This window comes from Rhodobacter sp., from assembly GCA_020637515.1.
GTDB lineage: Bacteria > Pseudomonadota > Alphaproteobacteria > Rhodobacterales > Rhodobacteraceae > Pararhodobacter.
On sequence record JACKKG010000001.1, the window covers coordinates 1,447,370 to 1,468,705 of the forward strand.

Annotated in this window: 18 protein-coding genes; 11 read left to right on the plus strand and 7 right to left on the minus strand. The window is 68.5% G+C overall.

The annotated features are described in order from the left end of the window. Positions 1-47: 47 nt before the first annotated feature. Entirely contained in the window at positions 48-1,526 is a 1,479-nt protein-coding gene (locus H6900_07025) for an HlyD family efflux transporter periplasmic adaptor subunit (GenBank protein ID MCC0073026.1), read from the plus strand. A 4-nt stretch (positions 1,527-1,530) separates the two neighbouring features. Then, positions 1,531-4,959, plus strand: coding sequence for an efflux RND transporter permease subunit (locus H6900_07030; GenBank protein ID MCC0073027.1), 3,429 nt, complete (start codon positions 1,531-1,533; stop codon positions 4,957-4,959). Here the strand turns inward: H6900_07030 and H6900_07035 are convergent. Continuing rightward, on the minus strand, positions 4,956-5,780 hold the full coding sequence (locus H6900_07035; protein MCC0073028.1) for a hypothetical protein: 825 nt from the start codon (positions 5,778-5,780) through the stop codon (positions 4,956-4,958). The genes H6900_07030 and H6900_07035 overlap by 4 nt on opposite strands. A gap of 127 nt (positions 5,781-5,907) precedes the next feature. Between H6900_07035 and H6900_07040 the strand changes: the two genes are divergently transcribed. After that, a complete protein-coding gene (locus H6900_07040; protein MCC0073029.1) occupies positions 5,908-6,480 on the plus strand; it encodes a YqgE/AlgH family protein in 573 nt (190 codons plus the stop codon). Positions 6,481-6,503: 23 nt separating this feature from the next. Here the strand turns inward: H6900_07040 and hpaR are convergent, their stop codons facing one another. Further along, entirely contained in the window at positions 6,504-6,992 is a 489-nt protein-coding gene (hpaR, locus tag H6900_07045) for a homoprotocatechuate degradation operon regulator HpaR (GenBank protein ID MCC0073030.1), read from the minus strand. 345 nt (positions 6,993-7,337) lie between these two features. On the opposite strand from hpaR, the gene H6900_07050 reads away from it, so the two are divergent. The 4 genes from H6900_07050 to H6900_07065 all read left to right on the plus strand — a co-directional run bounded on the left by H6900_07050 (position 7,338) and on the right by H6900_07065 (position 12,330). Next, positions 7,338-8,495, plus strand: coding sequence for a hypothetical protein (locus H6900_07050; GenBank protein MCC0073031.1), 1,158 nt, complete (start codon positions 7,338-7,340; stop codon positions 8,493-8,495). A 182-nt stretch (positions 8,496-8,677) separates the two neighbouring features. After that, on the plus strand, positions 8,678-11,611 hold the full coding sequence (locus tag H6900_07055) for an isoleucine--tRNA ligase (protein MCC0073032.1): 2,934 nt from the start codon (positions 8,678-8,680) through the stop codon (positions 11,609-11,611). A gap of 40 nt (positions 11,612-11,651) precedes the next feature. Then, positions 11,652-11,837 (plus strand): DUF2798 domain-containing protein, encoded by a 186-nt coding sequence (locus tag H6900_07060; GenBank protein MCC0073033.1) that lies wholly within the window; start codon positions 11,652-11,654, stop codon positions 11,835-11,837. 25 nt (positions 11,838-11,862) lie between these two features. Further along, the gene (locus H6900_07065; GenBank protein ID MCC0073034.1) at positions 11,863-12,330 is read left to right on the plus strand and encodes a methylated-DNA--[protein]-cysteine S-methyltransferase; all 468 of its coding nucleotides are present in this window, start codon (positions 11,863-11,865) and stop codon (positions 12,328-12,330) included. Between the two features lie 12 nt (positions 12,331-12,342). Here the strand turns inward: H6900_07065 and H6900_07070 are convergent, their stop codons facing one another. From H6900_07070 to fsa, 5 genes are all read right to left on the minus strand, one after another. Beyond that, positions 12,343-13,038, minus strand: coding sequence for a CDP-alcohol phosphatidyltransferase family protein (locus H6900_07070; GenBank protein ID MCC0073035.1), 696 nt, complete (start codon positions 13,036-13,038; stop codon positions 12,343-12,345). Positions 13,039-13,113: 75 nt separating this feature from the next. Next, on the minus strand, positions 13,114-13,563 hold the full coding sequence (gene rpiB / locus H6900_07075) for a ribose 5-phosphate isomerase B (GenBank protein ID MCC0073036.1): 450 nt from the start codon (positions 13,561-13,563) through the stop codon (positions 13,114-13,116). Between the two features lie 69 nt (positions 13,564-13,632). Further along, the gene (locus H6900_07080) at positions 13,633-14,580 is read right to left on the minus strand and encodes a tyrosine recombinase XerC (protein ID MCC0073037.1); all 948 of its coding nucleotides are present in this window, start codon (positions 14,578-14,580) and stop codon (positions 13,633-13,635) included. After that, on the minus strand, positions 14,577-15,293 hold the full coding sequence (locus tag H6900_07085) for a DUF484 family protein (protein ID MCC0073038.1): 717 nt from the start codon (positions 15,291-15,293) through the stop codon (positions 14,577-14,579). The genes H6900_07080 and H6900_07085 overlap by 4 nt, the downstream gene beginning before the upstream one ends. Positions 15,294-15,335: 42 nt before the next feature. Then, positions 15,336-15,989 (minus strand): fructose-6-phosphate aldolase, encoded by a 654-nt coding sequence (gene fsa, locus H6900_07090; protein ID MCC0073039.1) that lies wholly within the window; start codon positions 15,987-15,989, stop codon positions 15,336-15,338. Between fsa and H6900_07095 the strand changes: the two genes are divergently transcribed. From H6900_07095 to secD, 4 genes are all read left to right on the plus strand, one after another. Then, the gene (locus tag H6900_07095) at positions 15,928-18,273 is read left to right on the plus strand and encodes a primosomal protein N' (GenBank protein MCC0073040.1); all 2,346 of its coding nucleotides are present in this window, start codon (positions 15,928-15,930) and stop codon (positions 18,271-18,273) included. The genes fsa and H6900_07095 overlap by 62 nt on opposite strands. A gap of 45 nt (positions 18,274-18,318) precedes the next feature. Next, positions 18,319-18,912, plus strand: coding sequence for a class I SAM-dependent methyltransferase (locus tag H6900_07100; GenBank protein MCC0073041.1), 594 nt, complete (start codon positions 18,319-18,321; stop codon positions 18,910-18,912). Positions 18,913-19,253: 341 nt separating this feature from the next. Further along, positions 19,254-19,592: a preprotein translocase subunit YajC gene (gene yajC / locus H6900_07105; GenBank protein MCC0073042.1), complete on the plus strand. Its 339-nt coding sequence runs from the start codon at positions 19,254-19,256 to the stop codon at positions 19,590-19,592. A 79-nt stretch (positions 19,593-19,671) separates the two neighbouring features. Then, positions 19,672-21,336 (plus strand): protein translocase subunit SecD, encoded by a 1,665-nt coding sequence (gene secD / locus H6900_07110; GenBank protein MCC0073043.1) that lies wholly within the window; start codon positions 19,672-19,674, stop codon positions 21,334-21,336.

The window sequence follows — 21,336 nt, forward strand, 5'->3', positions numbered from 1 at the left end:
GTCGCGCGCCATCTCTATGCGACTGTCACGCGGACAAAGGGCTTTCGATGCGATTTCTGACCCGGAGTATCGTTGCTCTGTTCCTCGGTGCGATGGCGCTGGGCCTGCTGGCGGTGGCGGGGGGCATGGTGCGATCGACGATCGAGGCCCGGGCCGCGCGGCAGGACGCACCGCGCGTCGCGCGCGAACGGGTGTTCGCCGCCCGTGTCGTGACGATCGAACCGGGCGCCGTGGCGCCCGTCCTGTCCGCGTTCGGCGAGGTCGTCTCGCGCCGCACGCTGGAATTGCGGGCCACGGCGGCGGGGCGCATCCTGACCCTGGCCGACGGGTTCGAAGAGGGCGCGCCGGTGCGGGCCGGTGAGGTTCTGGTTCAGCTCGATCCCGCCGATGCCGAGGCCGCGCGCGACCTGGTGCGCGCCGACCTCGCGCGGGCCGAGGACGAACGCGACGACGCCCGCCGCGCGCTGGAACTGTCGCATCTGGACCGGGCCGAGGCCGAATCCCAGGCCGACATCCGCCGCCGCGCCTTTGAGCGCCAGCAGGGGCTGGCCGAGCGTGGCATCGGCACCGCCGCCACGGTCGAGGACGCGGAACTGGCCTATGCCGCCGCGCGCGCCTCGGTCATCGCCCGCCGCCAGGCCGAGGCCGCCGCCCAGGCGCGCGTCACCACCGCCGAGAACGCGTTGGAACGTCAGCGCATCAACCTGGCCGAGGCCGAGCGCCGCGTTGCCGACACCACCGTCACCGCCAGCTTCGACGGTGTGCTCAGCGATACCAACGCTGTTGCCGGCGGCCAGGTGTCGATGAACGAACGGCTGGCCTCGGTGATCGACCCCGGTGCGCTTGAGGTGTCGTTCCGCCTGTCCACGGCCCAATATCTGCGCTTGCTGGACGGGCAGGGCGCCCTGATGCCCGCCCGGGCCGAGATCGCGCTGGAAATGGGCGGGGCCGAGATCACCTCGCCCGGAACGCTGACGCGGGTTGCGCCTTCGGTCGGGGCGGGGCAGTCGGGGCGGCTGGTCTATGCGGCCATCGACGCGCCGCGCGGCTTTCGGCCCGGCGATTTCGTGACCGTGCGGATTACCGAACCCGTTCTGCCGGGCGTCGCCCAGGTGCCGGCGTCCGCGGTGGACAGCACCGGCGGCGTCCTGGTGCTGGGCGCCGAGGACCGGCTGGAGGCGGCCAGTGTCGAGGTCGTGCGCCGCCAAGGCGACAGCGTGCTGATCCGCGCCCCGGCGCTGGCCGGGCGTGACGTCGTCGCGGCGCGCAACCCCTTGTTGGGGGTCGGCATCCGCGTGCGCCCGCAACGCGACCAGGGCGCGGCCGCGGCCCAGCCCGAGGCGCCGGACCTGGTTGCGCTGGATCCCGAACGGCGTGCGGCGCTGATCGCGCGCGTATCGTCCAACACCATGATGCCCGAGGGCGTGCGCACCCGCATCCTGGCGCAACTGGAACAGGAACAGGTGCCCGCCCGGCTGATCGAACGACTGGAACAGGGCGGCGGCCGCCCCCGGCAAGGGGGCTGAGGCGATGGCGGGCGAACGCAAGCTGGCCTCGCAGGCGTTGGGCCTGTTTCGCTATTTCACCCGCCATCGAACCGCCGCGAACCTGGTTCTGGTGCTGATGCTGGCGGCGGGCCTGTTCGCCGTGCCCCGGATGCACGCGCAATATTTCCCCGACGTGGTCATCGACAACGTGGTGGTGACCATCCCCTGGGCCGGCGCGGGATCGTCGGACGTGGATTCGGCCATCGTTCAGGTTGTGGAGCCGGCGCTGATGGGGGTCGAAGGCGTCGCCTCGAGCGAATCGCGGGCGTCCGAGGGGCGGGCGGTCGTCACGCTGGAGTTCGAGCCGGGCTGGGACATCGATCGCGCCGCCGGCGACGTGCAGGATGCGCTCGATCTCATCACCACCCTGCCCGAGGACGCCGATGACCCGCGCGTGACGCGCTCGGCCTGGCGGGACCGGGTCACGAACGTGGTGATCTCGGGGCCGGTGGGTGTCGATCAACTGGCGCATTTCACCGATGAATTCGTCGCCCGCCTGTTCACCGCCGGCATCACCCGCACGACGATCCAGGGCATCGCCTCGCCCGAGATCGCGGTCGAGGTGCCGTCGATGCGGCTGGTGCAATATGACATCACGCTTTCGGCGATCTCGCAGGCGATCAACGCATCGATTTCGGCCGATCCGTCGGGCGATCTGGCGGGCGGGGCGCAGCGCGTGCGCACCGGCACCCAGCGCCGCACCCCGGCCGAGATTGGCGCCATCGTCCTCAGGTCCGACCCGGACGGGCGGACGCTGACCGTGGGCGACGTGGCGACGGTGCACCTGCGCGACATCGACCGCGAGCGCGCCTATTTCGTCGGCGGCAACCAGGCGATCGTCGTGCGGGTGGACCGCTCGCAGAACGGCGACGCGATCGGCATTCAGGACAGCGTGCAGCAGGTCGCGGACCAGATGATGCTGACCCTGCCCGAGGGGGTCCGCATCGACCTGACCAGTGCCCGCGCGGACCAGATCGCGAACCGGCTGAACCTGCTGATGACGAACGGCGCGCAGGGTCTGGTGCTGGTGGTGCTGCTGCTGTTCCTGTTCCTGAACGCCCGCACCGCGCTTTGGGTCGCGGCGGGTATCCCCGTGTCGATGCTGGCGGCGGTCGCCTTCATGTATGTCACCGGCATGAGCCTGAACATGATCTCGCTGTTCGCGCTGATCATCACGCTGGGCATCGTGGTCGATGACGCGATCGTGGTCGGGGAACACGCCGACTGGCGCTATCGCACCCTGCGCGAGGGTGCCGCCGAGGCCGCCGAGAACGCCGCGACGCGCATGGGCATTCCGGTGTTGGCCGCGTCGCTGACGACGATCATCGCGTTTGCCGGGCTGACGGTGATCGGCGGGCGGTTCGGCGACATGATCGCGGATATTCCCTGGACGGTGATCGCGGTGCTGATCGCTTCGCTGCTGGAATGCTTCCTGATCCTGCCGAACCACATGTCCCACGCGCTGGCGGGATCGGCGCGCGATCATTGGTATGACTGGCCGTCGCGGATGGTCAACCGGGGCTTTGACGCCTTTCGCGACAAGGCGTTCCAACCGTTCATGCGGCTGGTCATCCGCGCGCGCTACGTGGTGCTGGCCGGACTGGTGGTGCTGCTGGCCTGGGCGGCGACGGCCTTTCTGTCCGGCGCGGTCACCTGGCGGTTCTTCTCCTCGCCCGAGCAGGGCACGCTCAGCGCCAATTACGTCATGACCCCCGAGGCGACGCGCGACGACACGATGGCGATGATGCGCGAGTTGCAGCGCGCGGCCGATGCCGTGGCCGGGCGGATGCGCGACGAGCATGGCGCCTGGCCCATCGCCTCGATGGTGTCCGAGGTGGGCGGCAATGTCGGGCGCGGCCTGGCCTCGGCGGCGAACCGCGATGCGGACCAGTTGGGCAGCCTGACCATCGACCTGATCGACGCCGACCTGCGGCCGTATTCGTCCTTTGAATTCACCGCGATGCTGCAAGACGAACTGCGGCAGAGCCCGCTGCTGGAAGAAATGAGCTTTCGCACCTTTGGCGCCGGGCCCGGGGGCGATTCGCTGTCGGTCGATCTGATCGGCCAGAATGCCGACGCGCTGAAGGGCGCGGCCGAGGCGCTGAAGACGATCCTGGCGCAATTCCCGCAGGTGACAGGGCTTGAGGATACGCTGGCCTATGACAAGGAAGAGCTGGTGCTGCAACTGACCCCTCAGGGGCAGGCGCTGGGCTTTTCGACCGACGTTCTGGCGCGCGAATTGCGCCAGCGTCTCAGCGGAATCGAGGCCGCGGTCTATCCCGACGGCGTGCGCTCGGCGGCGGTCCGGGTGTCCCTGCCCGAGGGCGAGCGCGCGGCGGATTTCCTGGAGAACACGCTGTTGCGCAGCGCCGGTGGCCGCTATCTGCCGCTGGGTGACATCGTTCAGGTCGAAACGCGCCAGGGGTTCAGCTCGATCCTGCGCGAGAACGGGTTGCAACTGGTCACGGTGTCCGGCGTGCTGGACGAGGACGACCCCGAGGGCGCGCAGATGGTATTGCGCCGGCTGTCCGACGAGATCCTGCCGCGCCTGGCCGAGGATCACGGCGTCACCTGGCGGCTTTCGGGGCTGGCGGAACAGGAAAACGACTTTCTCACCGATGCCGCGCTGGGCGCGGTCGGGTGCCTGATCGCGATCTATCTGGTGTTGGCCTGGGTCTTTTCCAGCTGGCTCAGGCCGCTGGTGGTGATGGCGGTCATTCCCTTCGGCATGATCGGCGTCGTCTTTGGCCACATGCAATGGGGTATCCCGTTGACCATGTTTTCGGTCGTGGGGATCATCGGCATGGCGGGGATCATCATCAACGATTCCATCGTGCTGGTGTCCACGGTCGATGAATACGCCGCCGAACGCGGCCTGTTGCCGTCCATCGCGGATGCGGCGGCCGACCGGCTCAGGCCGGTGCTGCTGACCACGGCAACCACCGTGATGGGGCTTGGCCCGCTGTTGTTCGAACGCTCGAACGACGCGCAATTCCTCAGGCCGACGGTGGTGACGCTGTCCTATGGCCTGGGCTTCGGCATGGTGCTGGTGCTGCTGATCGTGCCGTCGCTGCTGGCGGCCGGGCACGATCTGTCGCGGATGCGCAGGTCGCTCATGCGGGCCTTCCGGCTGCCCGGCGGGCAGGTCGGGGCGGGTCTGCGGGTCTTGCCCTGGATCGGCGCGGCCTGGGTGGCGTTGGCCTTTGCGCTGACGCTGGGCTGGACCGTCGCGCTGGAAACCGCGGGCCCGCTGACGGCGCTGGCGCTGCCGGGCGCAGCCGATGGGCTGGTCCCGGCGCTGGGGGTGTTTGCGGCGACGGTCGCGGCGGGGCTGGCGGCGCTGTGGGGCACGGGGATGGCGGTGATCGCCCTGAGCCGCCGAAAGCCCGCACCGCCGGCGAAGATCGGTTAACCGCCCTGGCATCCCCGGGCGGTCAGCATCCGCCCTTCGCTGAGCACGGTAAACGCCAGGCTTGCGCGGTCAATGCTGACAGGCGCATGGGCGGGCGCGCGCACGCGGGCCTCGGCCACCAGATCGCCGCCCTCGCGCCAGGTGTGGCTGTCCGAGACCCAATACCCCGTGCCCGGCAGTTCGACGATGATGTGTTCCTGGTGCCCGGTGCGGGGAAGGGTGGCGCGCAGCGTCAGGTTCGCGCCACGCTGCGCCGGTTCCAGGTGGCAGGTGGCGCGGGTCAGGCCGGCGCCCTCGCCGGGCCGCGCGGCGGTGTCCAGCGCCGCCTGGATGCGGGGGTCGCGGCCGCCCGCGCCGCGCAGCGCGGCTTGCACCGACAGGTCCACCGGCACGCAGGTGTCGCGGCACACACCGATGGCCAGCGCGCCCATCACCGCCACCGGCCGATCGGCATTGCGCGGCCTGATGGCGATGGGAAGCACAAGCTCGTCCTCGTAGCCGAAGCTTTCCATTCCGTTCTGGTCGAAGACCACCGGCCGGGGCCAGATCGGCGTGATCGACGCCACGTTCTGCGACCGCGACCAGTCGAAACGCGGCGCGATTCCCGCCTCGCCCGGAATGCGCCAATAGGTGTGCCAGCCGGGCTGCAACTGGATGCGCAGCGCCGCGATGCGGGTGCCGTCGCGCTCGGTCCAGCCTGGCACGATCTCGACGTTCAGGACGGGACTGCCCGGTCCGCTCTGGGCCGGCGCGGGGGCGGCGGGATAGCTGAGGGCAGCGGCGAACGCCAACGCGGCGGGAAAGGCGGATCGGGTCATCATGACCGATGCTGTAGCAGACGCGCACAGGCGGAAAAGTCACAAAACGGCGATGTGGCTGGCGTGCCGACCTTGGCTTTTGCCGGCGAGAGGGCCACATTGGGGCCACGCCCGCGAGGCATGACAGGATATGGCCCAGACACTCGACCTGACCGGAACGCTTCTGATCTCGACCCCGGCGATGGGGGACCCCCGCTTTGCCCACAGCGTGATCTATCTGTGTGCGCACAGCGACGAGGGGGCCTTTGGCCTGGTGCTGAACCGCCCGCTGAAGCGCGTGGGCCTGGCCGATGTGCTGGATCAGGTCGGGATCGAAGGGGGCGCGGCGCTGGACCGGCGGCGGGTGCTGGCCGGCGGCCCGGTCGAGACCCAGCGCGGGTTCGTGCTGCATGACGGCGCGTTGGTCGAAGGCGACGCCAGCGGCCAGACCTTGCCCGACGGGCTGGTGCTGAGCGCCTCGACCGACGTGTTGAAATCGATCGCCAGGGGCGAGGGGCCGCGCGCGTGGCTTCTGGCGCTGGGTTATGCCGGCTGGGGGCCCGGGCAGCTTGAATCCGAGATCGGCCAGAACGCCTGGCTGACATGCAACGCGCAGCGCGGGCTGATCTTCGATCCCGCGCCGGGCGAACATCAATGGAACGACGCGCTGCGTTCGATGGGGGTCGATCCCTTGAGCCTGTCGGCGGTGGCGGGCCGGGCCTGACCGGCCCCCCCCGCGACCGCACCCTAGTCGGGCAGGCCGTCGGTCAGGTCCCGCAATTCGTTCAGCATGTCCAGAAGCGTCTGCATCCGCTCGTGGCCAAAGGCCGAGTCGATCTCGCGCCGCGAGGCTTCCGACTGCACGACCAGCGACTGGAACAGCGCCTGCCCGGCGGGCGTCAGCGTGACCATGTGCCGGCGCGCGTCGCTGCACGACACGCCCTGAATCAGGCCCCGTTCGCCCATCGCCCGCAGGATGCGTGTCAGCGACGGGGGCAGAATCACGCATCGCTGGCACAGCGTCCCGGCGTCCAGGGCCTCGCCATCGGCCAGCGCCCTGAGCACGCGCCACTGCGGCAGCGACAGGTTGTGCGCATCCGCGTATTTCTTGAAGCGACGCATCGTCGATTCCCGCGCCCGCAACAGCGCGACGGTCAGCGACCGCTCGTAATAATCCTTGCCCGACGGTATCCCCTCGGGCAACGCTTGCTTCACTGGTTCAGCATCTGTTTTCATGCGGTAACAATCGCGCGCTGCCGGAGAAAAGCAAGCAAATTTTCACGGGTGAAGCAGTTTGTCACGGAGCCGTGCAACGCGCAGAAATCGGGGCGCAGAAACCGGGGCTTTTCGACAGCGGGGCGCCGGCCGATTTGACGGATCGGCCGGCATGGGGCACACTGGCGCCATTGAACGGCACTATTTCGTCGCCCTAATCCGACGGGACGCGCCGGGATCATGGCGCCCTCCCCCCCGGGTGGCCGATCCCGGGTAACCGATCCCGGGTCCGGCCCCGGCGCATTCGACGGTCGGCCCGGTTCAGGCAAGGGTGCAAGGAACCCGCCCCGGAACGGAGGCCCCCGAATGACCCATCCAGACCCCGTCTTGCCGTCGCTGTTGCCCGCCAGACCCGCGGGCACCAAGATGCAGCGATTGACCGTTCACCTCGATATTCTGGGGGCGAATGGCAAACCCGATCCGGCCGCGCGGCCGGACGCCTTTAGCGTCGAACTGGTGCAGATCGGCGTCGGATTGCCGGCCAAGGTTCCGCCGACGCCGATGCCCGCGCGGGGACCGCTGGTGCTGGAAATCGACCGGCACCCGGCCGAGACCTCGAACAATTACCTGTATCTCAGGGGGCCGGGGCATCTGGGATTGCCGCATGTGCGCAACTGGGCCAGCAATGCCTCGGTGCGTCCCGTTGGCGATGCCGAGATCCGGTTCACCCTGCAAGATGACCCACAGTCGGATTACCCGGCGGTGCCCCCCGGCTGGGTGAACCCGCGCGCCTCGGACCCGCCCGAGGTCCTGCCGCCAGCCACGCCACCTGCGGCGGGCGGCCCGGTCGTGCAGGGGCGGCTGGACCTGCGCGCGGTGGCAATCGATGTGTCGGTGACGCGCCGGGATGGCACGCCGGTGACGGATTATCTGTGCCAGATCCGTCAGCATGACGGCGCCTTGCCGTTGACACAAACGCGCGAGGTCGGCACGGGGCGGCGGTTTCATATCCGCGCGTCCTCGGTCACGACCTATGTCTGGTTGTGGCAGGCCGGGAACAAGGCCAAGACCTTTCAGCGCAGAATCCTGAAGCCGGGCGCGCAGGGGGCAACCGAAACCGTCGATCTGGTTCTTGAAAACGTGCCGCTGCAACGCCGCAACGCGGTGATCGACACGCCGCCCTCTCTCATGCTGGCGCCGAATGTTTCGGTCGCGACCAGCTTTACCAAACACCCGGAGGGCAGCCAGTTGACCTCAGGGTATACGCGCGGGATTGCCACCCGGTTGCGCGAGCACGCCGAAACCTGGGTGGGCCAGCACCACCATCCGCAGCCCGGCACGCTGAGGGTTCTGGCCTACAAGGGCACGACCGTCGGCGAGGGGCAGGAGGAATGGTTCAAGACCTTTCCCGAGGGCTGGTATCGCTGGGTCGCGCGCCGGTATCATCCCGATACCGACACCTACGGCGCGGTGATCGACAAGGACATGACCATCACGCGGATGCTGGTGGACTGGTTCGCGTGACGCGCCATTGCTCCCGCCGCGCGGCGGGCGTATAGGCGGGGCCATGACCTGCCGCATCGCGATCATCGGTCGAATTAGCAGCCCGGCGCTCTGATCCAGAGTTGCCGGGACAAGGCGTATGGAGACTTGCGCCGCCCTCTGCTATCCCCTTTTCGAAAACCGACGACCCGGAGCCCCGCGCGATGTGTGCCGACACGCCCGACTACAAAGACACGCTTTTTCTGCCCGTCACCGATTTCCCCATGCGCGCCGGTCTGCCGCAGCGCGAGCCCGAATGGCTGGCCCGCTGGGAACGCCTGGACGTCTACGGGCGCCTGCGCGCCAAGCCGGGCCGCAAGCCCTTTATCCTGCATGACGGCCCGCCCTATGCGAACGGGCATCTGCACATCGGCCACGCGCTGAACAAGACGATCAAGGACATCATCGTCCGCAGCCATCAGATGATGGGTTTCGACAGCCGCTATGTGCCGGGCTGGGACTGCCACGGCCTGCCCATCGAATGGAAGATCGAGGAACAGTATCGCGCCAAGGGGCTGAACAAGGACGACGTGGATATCGTCGCCTTCCGCCAGGAATGCCGCAAGTTCGCCGAGGGCTGGATCGACATCCAGCGCGAAGAGTTCAAGCGCCTGGGCATCACCGGCACCTGGAACGACCCCTACCTGACCATGGATTTCCACGCCGAGGCGGTGATCGCCGAGGACTTCATGAAATTCCTGATGAACGGCAGCCTGTATCAGGGCTCGAAGCCGGTCATGTGGTCGCCCGTCGAAAAGACCGCCCTGGCCGAGGCCGAGGTCGAGTATCACGACCACACCAGCCATCAGGTCTGGGTGCGGTTCAAGCCGCGGATGGTTCCGCAACAGAATGACATCGATTTGAGAACGCACGATGACTTGCGCGCTGCCTCGGTCGTGATCTGGACGACGACGCCGTGGACCATCCCGCAAAATCGCGCGGTCGCGTTCAATCCGGCGATCGAATATGGGCTTTTTGAAGTTCAGGAAGTTGCTGAAAACTCAACGGCACGCGTTGGAGAAACACTTGTCCTCGCAAATAGGCTTGCCGACGGCGTGATGGCCGCTGCCAAAGTCACAAAGTTCGAGAAAAAGCGTGATGTTCCCGCATCGCAACTCGAACAGATGGGCTTTGAACATCCGTTCCGTGGCGTGAAGGATGCCGATGGCAACGTCGTCACGGAGTGGGACTATAACGTGCCCATGCTGCCCGGCGACCATGTCACCGACGACGCGGGCACGGGCTTTGTGCACACCGCGCCAAGCCATGGCGATGACGACTATCAGCTTGGTCTGAAGTTCAAGCTGCCGATGACCTATAACGTCGAGCCGGACGGCAGCTATCGCGCCGATCTGCCGTTGTTCGGCGGGCAGCACATCATCACCCCGGACGGCAAGGAAGGCCCGGCCAACGTCAGCGTCATCAAGCAGCTGGCCTATAGCGGCGCGCTTCTGGCCAAGGGCAAGCTGAAGCATTCCTACCCCCATTCCTGGCGGTCCAAGGCGCCGGTGATCTACCGCAACACGCCGCAGTGGTTCGCCGCCATCGACAAGCCGCTCGCCGATGGCATGGGCCGGTATGGCGACACGATCCGCCAGCGCGCGCTGACCTCGATCGAAGAGTTGGTGACCTTTACCCCGGTGTCGGGCCGCAACCGGCTGCACGCGATGATGCAGAACCGGCCCGACTGGGTGCTCAGCCGCCAACGCGCCTGGGGCGTGCCGCTGACCTGCTTCGTCAAGATCGGCGCAAAGCCCGACGACGGGGATTTCCTGCTGCGCGACCCGGCGGTCAATGCGCGCATCGTCCAGGCCTTCGAGGCCGAGGGCGCCGACGTCTGGTACGTCCCCGGCTTCAAGGAGCGTATCCTGGACGGGCTGCACGATCCGGCCGCCTATGACCAGGTGTTCGACATCCTGGATGTGTGGTTCGATTCCGGCTCGACGCACAATTTCGTGCTGCGCGACCGGCCCGACGGCGTGCCCGACGGCATTGCCGACGTCTACATGGAAGGCACCGACCAGCATCGCGGGTGGTTCCATTCCTCGATGCTGCAAGGCTGCGGCACCAAGGGGCGCGCGCCCTATCGCAACGTCGTCACGCACGGCTTCACGCTCGATGAAAAGGGCATGAAGATGTCCAAGTCGCTGGGCAACATCATCGCCCCGCAAGCGGTCATCGATCAGTATGGCGCCGATATCCTCAGGCTGTGGGTGGCGCAGACGGATTATACCGCCGACCAGCGGATCGGGCCCGAGATCCTGAAAGGCACCGCCGACAGCTATCGCCGGCTGCGCAACACGCTGCGCTACATGCTGGGCGCACTGGGGGGCTGGGACGGCGTCACGATCGAACGCGACGCGATGCCCGAGCTTGAGCAACTGATCCTGCACCGGCTGGCGGAACTGGATGCGCAGGTCCGCAAGGGCTATGCCGCGTTCGACTTCCAGGGCGTGTTCCAGACGCTGTTCACCTTTGCAACCTCGGATCTGTCGGCGTTCTATTTCGACATCCGCAAGGACGCGCTCTATTGCGACCCGGTGGACAGCGCGACGCGGCGTGCCTGCCTGACGGTGATGGACGCGCTGTTCCACCGTCTGACGACCTGGCTGGCGCCGATCCTGCCCTTCACGATGGAGGACGTCTGGCTGTCGCGGTTCCCGACCGACGACGAAAGCGTGCATCTGCACGACTTCCCTCAGACCCCGTCCGCCTGGCTGGACGGCGAGCTGGCAAAGCGCATGGAGCGGCTGCGCGCGGTGCGCCGCGTCGTCACCGGGGCGCTCGAGGTCGAGCGCCGCGCCAAGACCATCGGCGCCAGTCTCGAGGCCGCGCCGCGCGTCCATCTGTCGCCCGATCTTGCGCGGGCGATCACCGACCCCGACGGGTTCGCAACACTGTGCATCACCTCGGGGTTGAGCCTGACCACCGACCCTGCACCCGAGGGGGCCTTCACCGCCGAGGACGTGCCGGGCGTCGCCGTGGTCTTTCACCAGGCCGAGGGCACGAAATGCCAGCGCTGCTGGAAGATCCTGCCGGACGTGGGCACCCACAAGCACGCGGGCACCTGCCAGCGGTGCTCGGACGCGCTGGGGTAATCGGATGCCGATCAAGCTGCGGGTTCTGAACGGCTTTTTCATGGGCACGCTGATGTCGGTGGTGATGTCGGCCTTTATCACGCTGGTGAACACCGGGCCCGGCCCGGGGTTCGTGGGGCGCTGGGCGACGGCGTGGTTCCTGGCCTGGCTGCTGGCGGTGCCGCTGGCGGTGCTGGTCGGCCCCCACGCGCGGCGCTGGGCTGAAACGCTGGCGGCGCGGCTGTGAGCCGCGCCGGCCCGCGCGGCCGCTGATGCCCGCGCGCAGCATTCCGACGCCGCTGGGCGCCCTCATCGTGACCGAGGACGCTGGCGCGATCACGCGGCTGCATTGGCGCGGGGCGGCCGGGCCCGTGACGGCAAAGGACGACACCCCCCTGCTGAACCGGGCCGAGGCGCAGCTCCTCGCCTATTTCGCGGGTGAGCGGGGGGATTTCGACCTGCCCGTCCGCATCGCCGGCAGCGCGGCGCAGCAAGCGGTCTGTGCCGCCATGCAGGCCATACCCTGCGGCGAGACCCGGACCTACGGCGACTTGGCGCGCGCGCTGGGGCTGAGCGCGCAGGCGGTCGGCCAGCTATGCGGCGGCAATCCGGTGCCGGTGATCGTGCCGTGCCACCGGGTCCTGGGCGCGGCCGGTCTGGGTGGGTTCAGCGCCCCGGGCGGCGTCGAAACCAAGGTCTGGCTGCTGCGCCACGAACGGGCGGGCGGTCTGCTGATCTGACCGTGCGACGGTTCAGAGACGTTCGCGATAAAGCACCTGCTGCACCGCCCCCGCCGCCAGCAGATAGATCGAGCTGGCGATCAGCGCCAGCGTGACCGGGCGCGGCTGGGCAAAATCCATCCAGGCCGCCCAGGTCGCCGCCGCCACCCAGATCAGCGCGATCGGCAGGGTCAGCGTGCGCCACCGCCGGGTGCGGACCGGGTGCACGAACTTGATGCGCAGGAACATCGTCACCGACAGCACGACGATCAACCCCAGCAGCACCCAGAACTCGGGTCGGGTGGCAAAGACCACGACGGCCAGCATGTTCCAGCACCCCGGGAAGCCCGAGAACGAATTGTCCGCCGTCTTCATCCGCGTATCGGCGAAATAGAGCACCGAAGCAAAGGTGATGACGATGATCGCGACCCAGCCGCTCCAGCCCGGCAAGAGACCGCTCTGGAACAGCGCAAAGGCCGGGATGAACACATAGGTCAGATAGTCGATGATGAGGTCCAGCAACACGCCGTCGATGATCGGGGCCTTGTGCTTGACGTCGTATTTGCGCGCCATCGGCCCGTCGATGCCATCCACCACGAAGGCGACGACCAGCCACAGGAACATCAGGCTCCATTTCGCGTCGGCGGCGGCCAGCATGGCCAGCATCGAGAACACCGCGCCGGTGGCGGTGAACATGTGGACGAAATAGGCGCGGAAGGTCTCGGACATGAGTCTTTATTGGCGTGAATGGCGTTCCGGGGCAACCCGAAGTTTGCGCGGCCCCGGCCGGGGTGCGCGGCGCGATCAGGCTTCCATCGCGGCAATCATGTCCACGCGGGTTGCATGGCGCCCGCCCTCGAAGCGGGCGTTCAGGAACGCGTCCACGATCTCCAGCGCCAGCCCCTCGCCGACCACGCGGGCGCCCAGCGACAACATGTTGGCGTCGTTGTGCTGGCGGATCATCCGTGCCGAAAATGCGTCCGAGCAGACACCGCAGCGAATGCCCCGAACCTTGTTCGCGGCCATCATGATGCCTTGTCCGGTGCCGCACAGGACGATGCCCAGCGCGCAATCGCCCGCGGCGACGGCCCGCGCGGCCGCTTCGCCGTGTTTGGGGTAATGGGTGCTTTCGGGCGTGGTCGGGCCCAGATCGACCACCTCCCATCCCTGGGCGGCGATATGCGTGGCAATGGCCTGACGCAGGGCGATGGCGGCGTGATCGCTGGAAAGGACGATGCGGCGGTCAGTGGACATGGGGGCTGTGTTCCGTGGTCTGCGAGGGGTGCGGCCCCTCCTTAGCGCCGGGACCTGGCGGCGTCGAGGTCACGCCTTGCGCGCGCGGGGGTGCGCGTCGCGGTAAACCTGCATCAGGCGCGCGGCGTCGACGGCGGTATAGATCTGCGTCGTGGCCAGATTGGCGTGGCCCAACAGTTCCTGAATCGCCCTGAGATCGCCCCCGCGCGACAGAAGATGCGTGGCGAAGCTGTGGCGCAGGGCGTGCGGGGTGGCCGTGGCGGGCAGGCCCAGGCGCAGGCGCACCCCCTCCATCGCGCGGGTGACGAGACGCGGGTTCAGCGCCCCGCCGCGCTGGCCGCGAAACAGGGGCGCGTCGGGCGCGACCGGCCAGGGGCAGAGGCGCAGATAGGCGGCGAGGGCCTCGGCCGCGGCGGGCAGGACCGGCACCATGCGTTCCTTGCCGCCCTTGCCCAGGATGCGCAGCGCGGCGCCGGGGGTGGTGACGGTGCCCGCATCGCGGCCGGTCAGGCCCAGTGCCTCGGAGATCCGCAGCCCGCACCCATAGAGCAGCACCACGACCGCGCTGTCGCGGGCGCGGATCCAGGCCTCGGACTTGTCGTCGCTGATGGATTCGGTCACCGCGCGCGCGGCGTCCTCGTCCAGCGGGCGGGGCAGGGGGCGCGGGTGCTTGGGTGCGCGCGCGCTGAGGATCGCGGTGGCGTCGAAATCGGTGTCGCGGTCGGCCAGCCATCGCACGAAGCCCTTCAGCGCCGACAGCGCCCGCGCCAGTGACCGCGCGCCCCGGCCCGAGGCCCGCGCCTGCGCCATCCAGGCCCTGAGATCGCGTGCATCGACCGCGCGCAACTGCGCCATACCGGCAGCGCCACCGTGGTGACGGGCCAGAAAATCGAGAAACTGCACCACATCGCCCCGATAGGCGGCGATGGTGTGATCCGAGGCATCGCTCAACGCCGCGAGGTGCGACAGCCACCGTTCCAGCGCGTCGCGCAGGGCGGGGCTGATCGCCAGGCTCACGACAACCAGCGCCGCAGGACGCGCTCGAACGTGCCGGTGAAAAAGGACAGCAGGTCGGTGCCTTGCCCGGGCTTGAAGCGGTGTGGGTCCTCGGACCCCATCGCCAACATGCCCGGCAGCCGCCCCGGACCCAGATCGAGCCGCATCAACGCCTCGCTGCGCAGGTCGGCCGCGACCTCGCCGTAGGGGCCCGACGACGGCGGCACGCCTTGCCTGAGGACGATCGGACGCGGCGGAACCGGGCGCCCGCCGCTCATGTAGTGTTCGACATATCCCGGCGGCTTGACCCTGAGCACGCGGTCCAGTTTGCCCAGTCCGGCCGATTGTTCGGCGCTTTCCAGCACCAGGCGCACGGCCTCGACACGCAGGATGTCGGCCACCTCGCCGCCCAGGTCCAGCACGAAGCCCTCGAACCGGTCGGCGTCCAGCAGGGTCAGCAGCGCCCGGTGGATCTGGTTGGTCGAGGCGAGGTTCTCATAGGCGGCGGCGATGACCGCGCGGTGGGTGTCTTCCAGCCGCTCCAGCCGGGATTCCAGCCGCTCCATCGCCATGCCGCGCAGGTCCACGACATTGCCGCCCATCGCCCGTTCCGAGGTCAGCACAAGCGCGCGCATCACCTCGGGATCGTCCAGCACGATCCCGGGGTCCTGCAACACCCGCTTGCGCCACTCGTCCAAAGCTCCGGAGTCTTCGGCCGGTCCCGTTACTGCCATCTCTGCCCCGATCTTTCGTCGTTGCGTCGATCCTACACCAGGTCAGAGGATTTTCTGACCGGTTTTTTCCCAGTCCTTCATGAACTGTGCCAGCCCCGCATCGGTCAGCGGGTGGCTGGCCAGCTTGCGGATCACCTCGGGCGGGGCGGTCATCACGTCGGCGCCGACCAGCGCGGCCTGGGTCACGTGGTTCACCGTCCGCACCGACGCCGCCAGGATCTGCGTTTCGAACCCGTAGTTGTCATAGATCTGCCGGATGTCGCCGATCAGGTCCATGCCATCCAGGTTGATGTCATCGAGCCGCCCGATGAAGGGCGAGATGAAGGTCGCGCCCGCTTTCGCCGCCAGCAGCGCCTGGTTGGCGCTGAAACACAGCGTGACGTTGACCATCTTGCCCTCGTCCGACAGCACCTTGCAGGCCTTGAGCCCGTCCCAGGTCAGCGGCAGCTTGACGGTGATGTTGGGCGCGATCTCGGCCAGGCGACGGCCCTCGGCGATCATCGCATCGGCTTGCAAGGCGACGACTTCGGCCGACACCGGCCCCGCGACGATCGAGCAAATCTCGCGCGTGACCTCGATGATGTCGCGGCCCGATTTCAGGATCAAGGAGGGGTTGGTGGTGACGCCATCGACCATGCCGAGGTCGTTCAGGTCGCGGATTGCGGTCACGTCGGCGGTATCGACAAAGAATTTCATCGCGCTCTATTCCTGTGCGGGGCGGTTGCGGAAGGGGTTTGGCCGCGTCATATCCTATCGGAACCCCGCCCGAAAGGTCTTTTGCCCCGTGGATATCCCCCCGGTCCAGAGCTTCGCCCCCGGACAGCCGCTGGCGGTGCTGACCACCCAACCGCTGGACCGGCTGCTGGATTACCGCGCCCCTGAGGGCGGTGCCTGCACCGGCGATTTCGTCGAGGTGCCGCTGGGCCCGCGCAAGGTGCTGGGCTGCGTCTGGGGGGCTGGCACCGGCGACCTGCCGCTGGCCCGTTTGCGGCCCGTCGAACGGGTGCTGGACGTGCCGCCCATGCGCGACGAATTGCGCGCCTTTCTGAGCCGCGCGGCCGATTACACGCTGACCCCGCTCAGCCTGATGCTGTTTCTGGCGACGCGCGCGCCGGGGCTGATCGGCGGGCCGGCCACCGTGCGGGTCTACCGCCTGAGCGAGGCCCCGCCCGCCCGCATGACCGACGCCCGCCGGCGCGTGCTGGACACGTTCGATGCCTATGGTGGTGCCGCGCTGACCGTGGGCGAGATCACGCGCGCCGCCGGTGTCACCGGCAGTGTCGTGCACACGATGGCCGCGCAGGGCGCCCTGATCGAGGGCGAGGCCGCCAAGGACCAGCCGTATCCGCGGCTCGACCCGACGCGGCAGGGCAAGGCGCTGTCCGACGATCAGGCCGCCGCGGTCGAGGCCCTGCGCGCGGGTTCGGGCGATTTCGGGGTGACGCTGCTGAAGGGCGTCACCGGCTCGGGCAAGACCGAGGTCTACCTCGAGGCGGTGGCCGATTGCCTGCGGCAGGGTCGTCAGGCGCTGGTGCTGCTGCCCGAGATCGGCCTGACCGAGGGGTTTCTGGAGCGGGTCGAGGCCCGCTTTGGCCACCGCCCGGGCGAGTGGCACTCGGGTGTCACGATGACCGAACGCCGCCGGCTGTGGCGCATGGCGGCGCAGGGCGGCGTCGGTCTGGTGGTGGGGGCGCGGTCGGCGCTGTTCCTGCCCTACCGCGACCTCGGGCTGATCGTCGTGGATGAAGAGCACGATTCCTCGTACAAACAGGAAGACGGGGTTCTCTACAACGCGCGTGACATGGCCGTTTTGCGCGCCTCGCTGGCCGATGCGCAGGTGGTGCTGGCCTCGGCCACGCCCTCGCTGGAAACCTGGGTGAACGCCGAAACGGGGAAATACCGCCGCATCGACCTGCACGCGCGCTTTGGCGTGGCCGAGTTGCCCGAGATGCGGGCCATCGACCTGCGCAGCGACAAGGCACCGCACGGCCGCTGGATCTCGGACGGGTTGCAGGCGGCCGTCAATGCCCGCCTGCAGGCCGGCGAGCAATCGCTTCTGTTCCTCAACCGTCGCGGCTATGCCCCCGTGACCACCTGCCGGACCTGCGGTCATCAGGTGCAGTGCGACCAATGCGATGCGCGCATGGTGGAGCACCGGTTCCTGAACCGGCTGATGTGCCACCAGTGTGGCGCGACCCAGCCCATCCCCACCGCCTGCCCCCAGTGCAAGACCGAAGGGTCCATGCACCCGGTGGGCCCCGGTGTCGAACGGCTCGAGGAAGAGACCCGCGCGCTCTGGCCAGAGGCCCGCGTGGCGGTGCTGTCGTCGGATCTGTTCGGCTCGGCCCGGGCGCTGAAGGCGCAGATCGCGGCGATCGCCCAAGGCGCGGCCGATATCGTCATCGGCACGCAACTGGTGGCCAAGGGGCACAATTTCCCGCTGCTCACGCTGGTTGGCGTGGTGGACGCGGACCTGGGCCTGCACGGCAGCGACCTGCGCGCGGCAGAGCGCACCTTTCAACTGATCCGCCAGGTCGCGGGGCGGGCGGGGCGCGCCGAAAAACCGGGACTGGCGCTGTTGCAGACGCACCAACCCGACCATCCGGTGATCCAGGCCATCCTCAAGGGCGACGACGAAGGGTTCTGGCGCGCCGAAGCCGCCGAGCGGCAGGCGCTGGGAATGCCCCCTTACGGGCGGTTGGCTGGGATCATCGTCACCTCGACCTCGTTGGAACACGCCTTTGAAACGGGCAATGCGCTGGCCGCGCACGCGGACCCGCTGCTGCGCATCGGCGCGCAGGTGTTCGGCCCGGCGCCCGCCCCCATCGCGCGGGTTCGCGGGCGCCACCGCGTGCGGCTGCTGGTCAAGGCCGCGCGCGGCGCACCGCTGCAAGCCGCGATCCGCGCCTGGGTGCATCCGCTGAAACTGCCGGGCGACACGCGGCTGGCGGTTGATATCGACCCGCAGAGCTTCTGGTAATTCGCGCGGCGCTGCTTATCTCGGCGGGACAACAAGGAGACGACCATGTGGGAAGACCGTTACGCTGGCGCGCAGGGCTATCTTTTCGGCACCGAGCCGGCCCGGTTCCTGACGGAAAACCCCTGGCTGGTCCTGCCAGGGGGCACCGCGCTGAGCGTCGCGGACGGAGAAGGACGCAACGCCGTGCACCTGGCCCGCGCCGGGATGCAGGTGTCGGCCTTTGATCTGTCGGCCACCGCGGTGTCGCGGGCGAGGGCGCTGGCCCGGGACGCGGGCGTGGCGCTGGATACCCGGCTGTGCGGCTGGGACGCCTGGGACTGGTCCCGCCCCGTCGATCTGGTGATGGGCGTCTTCATCCAGTTCGCCGATCCCGCCTTTCGCGCGCGCCAGTTCGCGGACATGGCGCGCGTGCTGGCGCCCGGCGGGCGGCTGGTGCTGCACGGCTACACCCCCGAACAGGTCGCGCTGGGCACCGGCGGACCGCGCGACCCGGCCCACATGTACACCGAGGCCCTGCTGCGCGACGCGTTCCCAGGCTGGCGGATAGAGCGCCTTGCAAGCTACGAGCGTGACGTTCAGGAAGGGCGCGGGCATTCCGGGCGCTCGGCGCTGATCGATTTCGTCGCGCGCAAACCGTGAGCCGGCGCGGCCAACCCGGCCGGGGCAGGGGGCCAGCCCCCTCTTGCCTGCGGCAATTCACCCCCGGGATATTTCGGGCACAAAGACGGGACATGTGCCGCGTGTCGATCCTGCCCGTCTTTGTGCGAGGGGACACCGGCGGGTCAAAGGGGGTGGAAAACGCCCTTGGACCCGCCGTCTGCCCCGGGCGCCGCGGCCGGCATGTCCGGCGTCGCGCCCGGCCGAACACGGGGGCGTTATCGCGCCGTCCCCAGTCGCTTGAACTCGCACCGACCCGCATATAGGGTGCGCGCCAATTCCAAAGGGCGCCAGCCCGGTCCATCATCCACCCGAGGAGCCCCATGTTCATCACCCCCGCATTCGCCCAGACCGCCGGCAGCGCCGCCGGTGTCGGCGGCCTTTTTTCGTCGCTCGTGCCCTTTGTCCTGATTTTCGGGATCATGTGGTTTCTGCTGATCCGTCCGCAGCAGAAGAAAATGAAGGACCACCGCGCGATGGTCGATGCGCTGCGCCGGGGCGACCAGATCGTCACCGCGGGCGGCCTGATCGGCAAGGTTGTCAAGGTCAAGGAAGACGGCGAGGTCGAGGTCGAGATCGCCGATGGCGTGAAGGTCCGGGTTGTGCGCTCGACGATCACCACGGTCCTGTCCAAGACCGAGCCGGCCAGCTCGGTCGAGTGACGCTTTCGGCCGCGCCCCCGACCGGGGCGTGGCGCATCGTTCCGCCCCCGGGACGCCCCCACCAGCGCAAGGCCTCTCCATGCTGCAATTCTCCTTGTGGAAACGCGCCCTGATCATTCTGGTCAGCCTCGCCGCCATGATCTTCGCGGCGCCGAACCTGTTCTATGACCGGGTCGAGCAGCACAACGACGCGGTGGCCCGGATCGCGGCGGGGCAGGACACGCCCGAACTGCAAGCGCAGCGCGCGCTCTGGCCCGACTGGCTGCCGTCGGACATCGTCAACCTGGGGCTGGACCTGCGCGGCGGTGCGCATCTCCTGGCCGAGGTGCACGTGTCCGACGTCTACGCGGATCGCATCGACGCGCTGTGGCCCGAGGTGCGCGACCTTCTGCGCAACGAACGGGCGACGGTCGGCGGCGTGCGGCGAATGCCGTCCGACGACCCGGGCGTGCTGCGCATCGCGGTCGGCAATCCGGACGGCTTGCAGCACGCGCTCGAGGTGGTGCAGACGCTGGCGCAGCCGGTCACCACGCTGACCGGCATCGGCCAGCACGACCTGGACATCCACCTGGACAACGGCCAGATCGTCGTCACCCTGTCCGAGGCCGAGCGCCTGGCCACCGACGACCGCACCATGCGCCAGTCGCTGGAGATCATCCGGCGTCGCGTGGACGAGGTCGGCACCCGCGAACCGACGATCCTGCGCGAGGGCAGCGACCGAATTCTGATCGAGGTTCCCGGCCTGGGATCGGCCGAGGAGCTGAAGGCGCTGATCGGCACCACCGCGCGGCTGACCTTCCATCCGGTCGTGCGCACCACCTCGAACCCGAACGAGGCGCCCGGCCCGCGCCAGTTCATCGCGCCCTCGGAAACCGATCCGACCCAGCTTTATGTGCTGGAGACAACCCCGGTCGTCACCGGCGAGCAACTGACCGACGCGCAGCCGACCTTTGACCAGAACGGCCGTCCGGCGGTGAGCTTCCGCTTCAACCCGGCCGGCGCGCGGGCCTTTGGCCTTTACACCGCCGACCACATCGGCAGCCCGTTCGCGATCGTGCTGGACGACAAGGTCATCTCGGCCCCGGTGATCCAGTCCGCGATCCCCGGCGGTTCGGGGATCATCACCGGGCGCTTCACGGTCGAGGAAAGCACCAATCTGGCGGTGCTGCTGCGGGCGGGCGCGCTGCCGGCGCAGATGACCTTCCTGGAAGAGCGCACCATCGGTCCCGAACTGGGACAGGACAGCATCGACGCGGGCAAGATCGCCGCCGTCGTCGCCTCGGTCGCGGTGCTGGGCTACATGGCGCTGAGCTATGGCTTCTTTGGCTGGATCGCCAACGTCGCGCTGGTGTTCAACATCGCCATGGTCTTTGCGATCCTGTCGCTGATCGGCGGCACGCTGACCCTGCCCGGCATCGCCGGGATCGTGCTGACCATCGGCATGGCGGTCGATGCGAACGTGCTGATCTTCGAACGCATCCGCGAGGAGTTGCGAACCGCGCGCGGCCCGGCCCGGGCCATCGAACTGGGCTATGAGCGCGCGATGTCGGCCATTCTGGACGCCAACATCACCACATTCATCACCGCGGCGATCCTGTTCGCGCTGGGTTCGGGCCCGGTGCGCGGCTTTGCCATCACCCTGGGTCTGGGGATCGTCACGTCGGTGTTCTCGGCGATCTACATCACCCGTCTCGTCATCGTCTGGTGGTTCGAACGCCGCCGTCCCAAGACGCTGAACCTCTGA

Excerpts from the sequence above, each read along its gene's own strand:
- H6900_07025 (MCC0073026.1), top strand. The coding sequence starts at position 48 with ATGCGATTTCTGACCCGGAGTATCGTTGCTCTGTTCCTCGGTGCGATG.
- H6900_07030 (MCC0073027.1), top strand. The coding sequence starts at position 1,531 with ATGGCGGGCGAACGCAAGCTGGCCTCGCAGGCGTTGGGCCTGTTTCGC.
- H6900_07035 (MCC0073028.1), bottom strand. The coding sequence starts at position 5,780 with ATGATGACCCGATCCGCCTTTCCCGCCGCGTTGGCGTTCGCCGCTGCC.
- H6900_07040 (MCC0073029.1), top strand. The coding sequence starts at position 5,908 with ATGGCCCAGACACTCGACCTGACCGGAACGCTTCTGATCTCGACCCCG.
- hpaR (MCC0073030.1), bottom strand. The coding sequence starts at position 6,992 with ATGAAAACAGATGCTGAACCAGTGAAGCAAGCGTTGCCCGAGGGGATA.
- H6900_07050 (MCC0073031.1), top strand. The coding sequence starts at position 7,338 with ATGACCCATCCAGACCCCGTCTTGCCGTCGCTGTTGCCCGCCAGACCC.
- H6900_07055 (MCC0073032.1), top strand. The coding sequence starts at position 8,678 with ATGTGTGCCGACACGCCCGACTACAAAGACACGCTTTTTCTGCCCGTC.
- H6900_07060 (MCC0073033.1), top strand. The coding sequence starts at position 11,652 with ATGGGCACGCTGATGTCGGTGGTGATGTCGGCCTTTATCACGCTGGTG.
- H6900_07065 (MCC0073034.1), top strand. The coding sequence starts at position 11,863 with ATGCCCGCGCGCAGCATTCCGACGCCGCTGGGCGCCCTCATCGTGACC.
- H6900_07070 (MCC0073035.1), bottom strand. The coding sequence starts at position 13,038 with ATGTCCGAGACCTTCCGCGCCTATTTCGTCCACATGTTCACCGCCACC.
- rpiB (MCC0073036.1), bottom strand. The coding sequence starts at position 13,563 with ATGTCCACTGACCGCCGCATCGTCCTTTCCAGCGATCACGCCGCCATC.
- H6900_07085 (MCC0073038.1), bottom strand. The coding sequence starts at position 15,293 with ATGGCAGTAACGGGACCGGCCGAAGACTCCGGAGCTTTGGACGAGTGG.
- H6900_07095 (MCC0073040.1), top strand. The coding sequence starts at position 15,928 with ATGCCGAGGTCGTTCAGGTCGCGGATTGCGGTCACGTCGGCGGTATCG.
- fsa (MCC0073039.1), bottom strand. The coding sequence starts at position 15,989 with ATGAAATTCTTTGTCGATACCGCCGACGTGACCGCAATCCGCGACCTG.
- H6900_07100 (MCC0073041.1), top strand. The coding sequence starts at position 18,319 with ATGTGGGAAGACCGTTACGCTGGCGCGCAGGGCTATCTTTTCGGCACC.
- yajC (MCC0073042.1), top strand. The coding sequence starts at position 19,254 with ATGTTCATCACCCCCGCATTCGCCCAGACCGCCGGCAGCGCCGCCGGT.
- secD (MCC0073043.1), top strand. The coding sequence starts at position 19,672 with ATGCTGCAATTCTCCTTGTGGAAACGCGCCCTGATCATTCTGGTCAGC.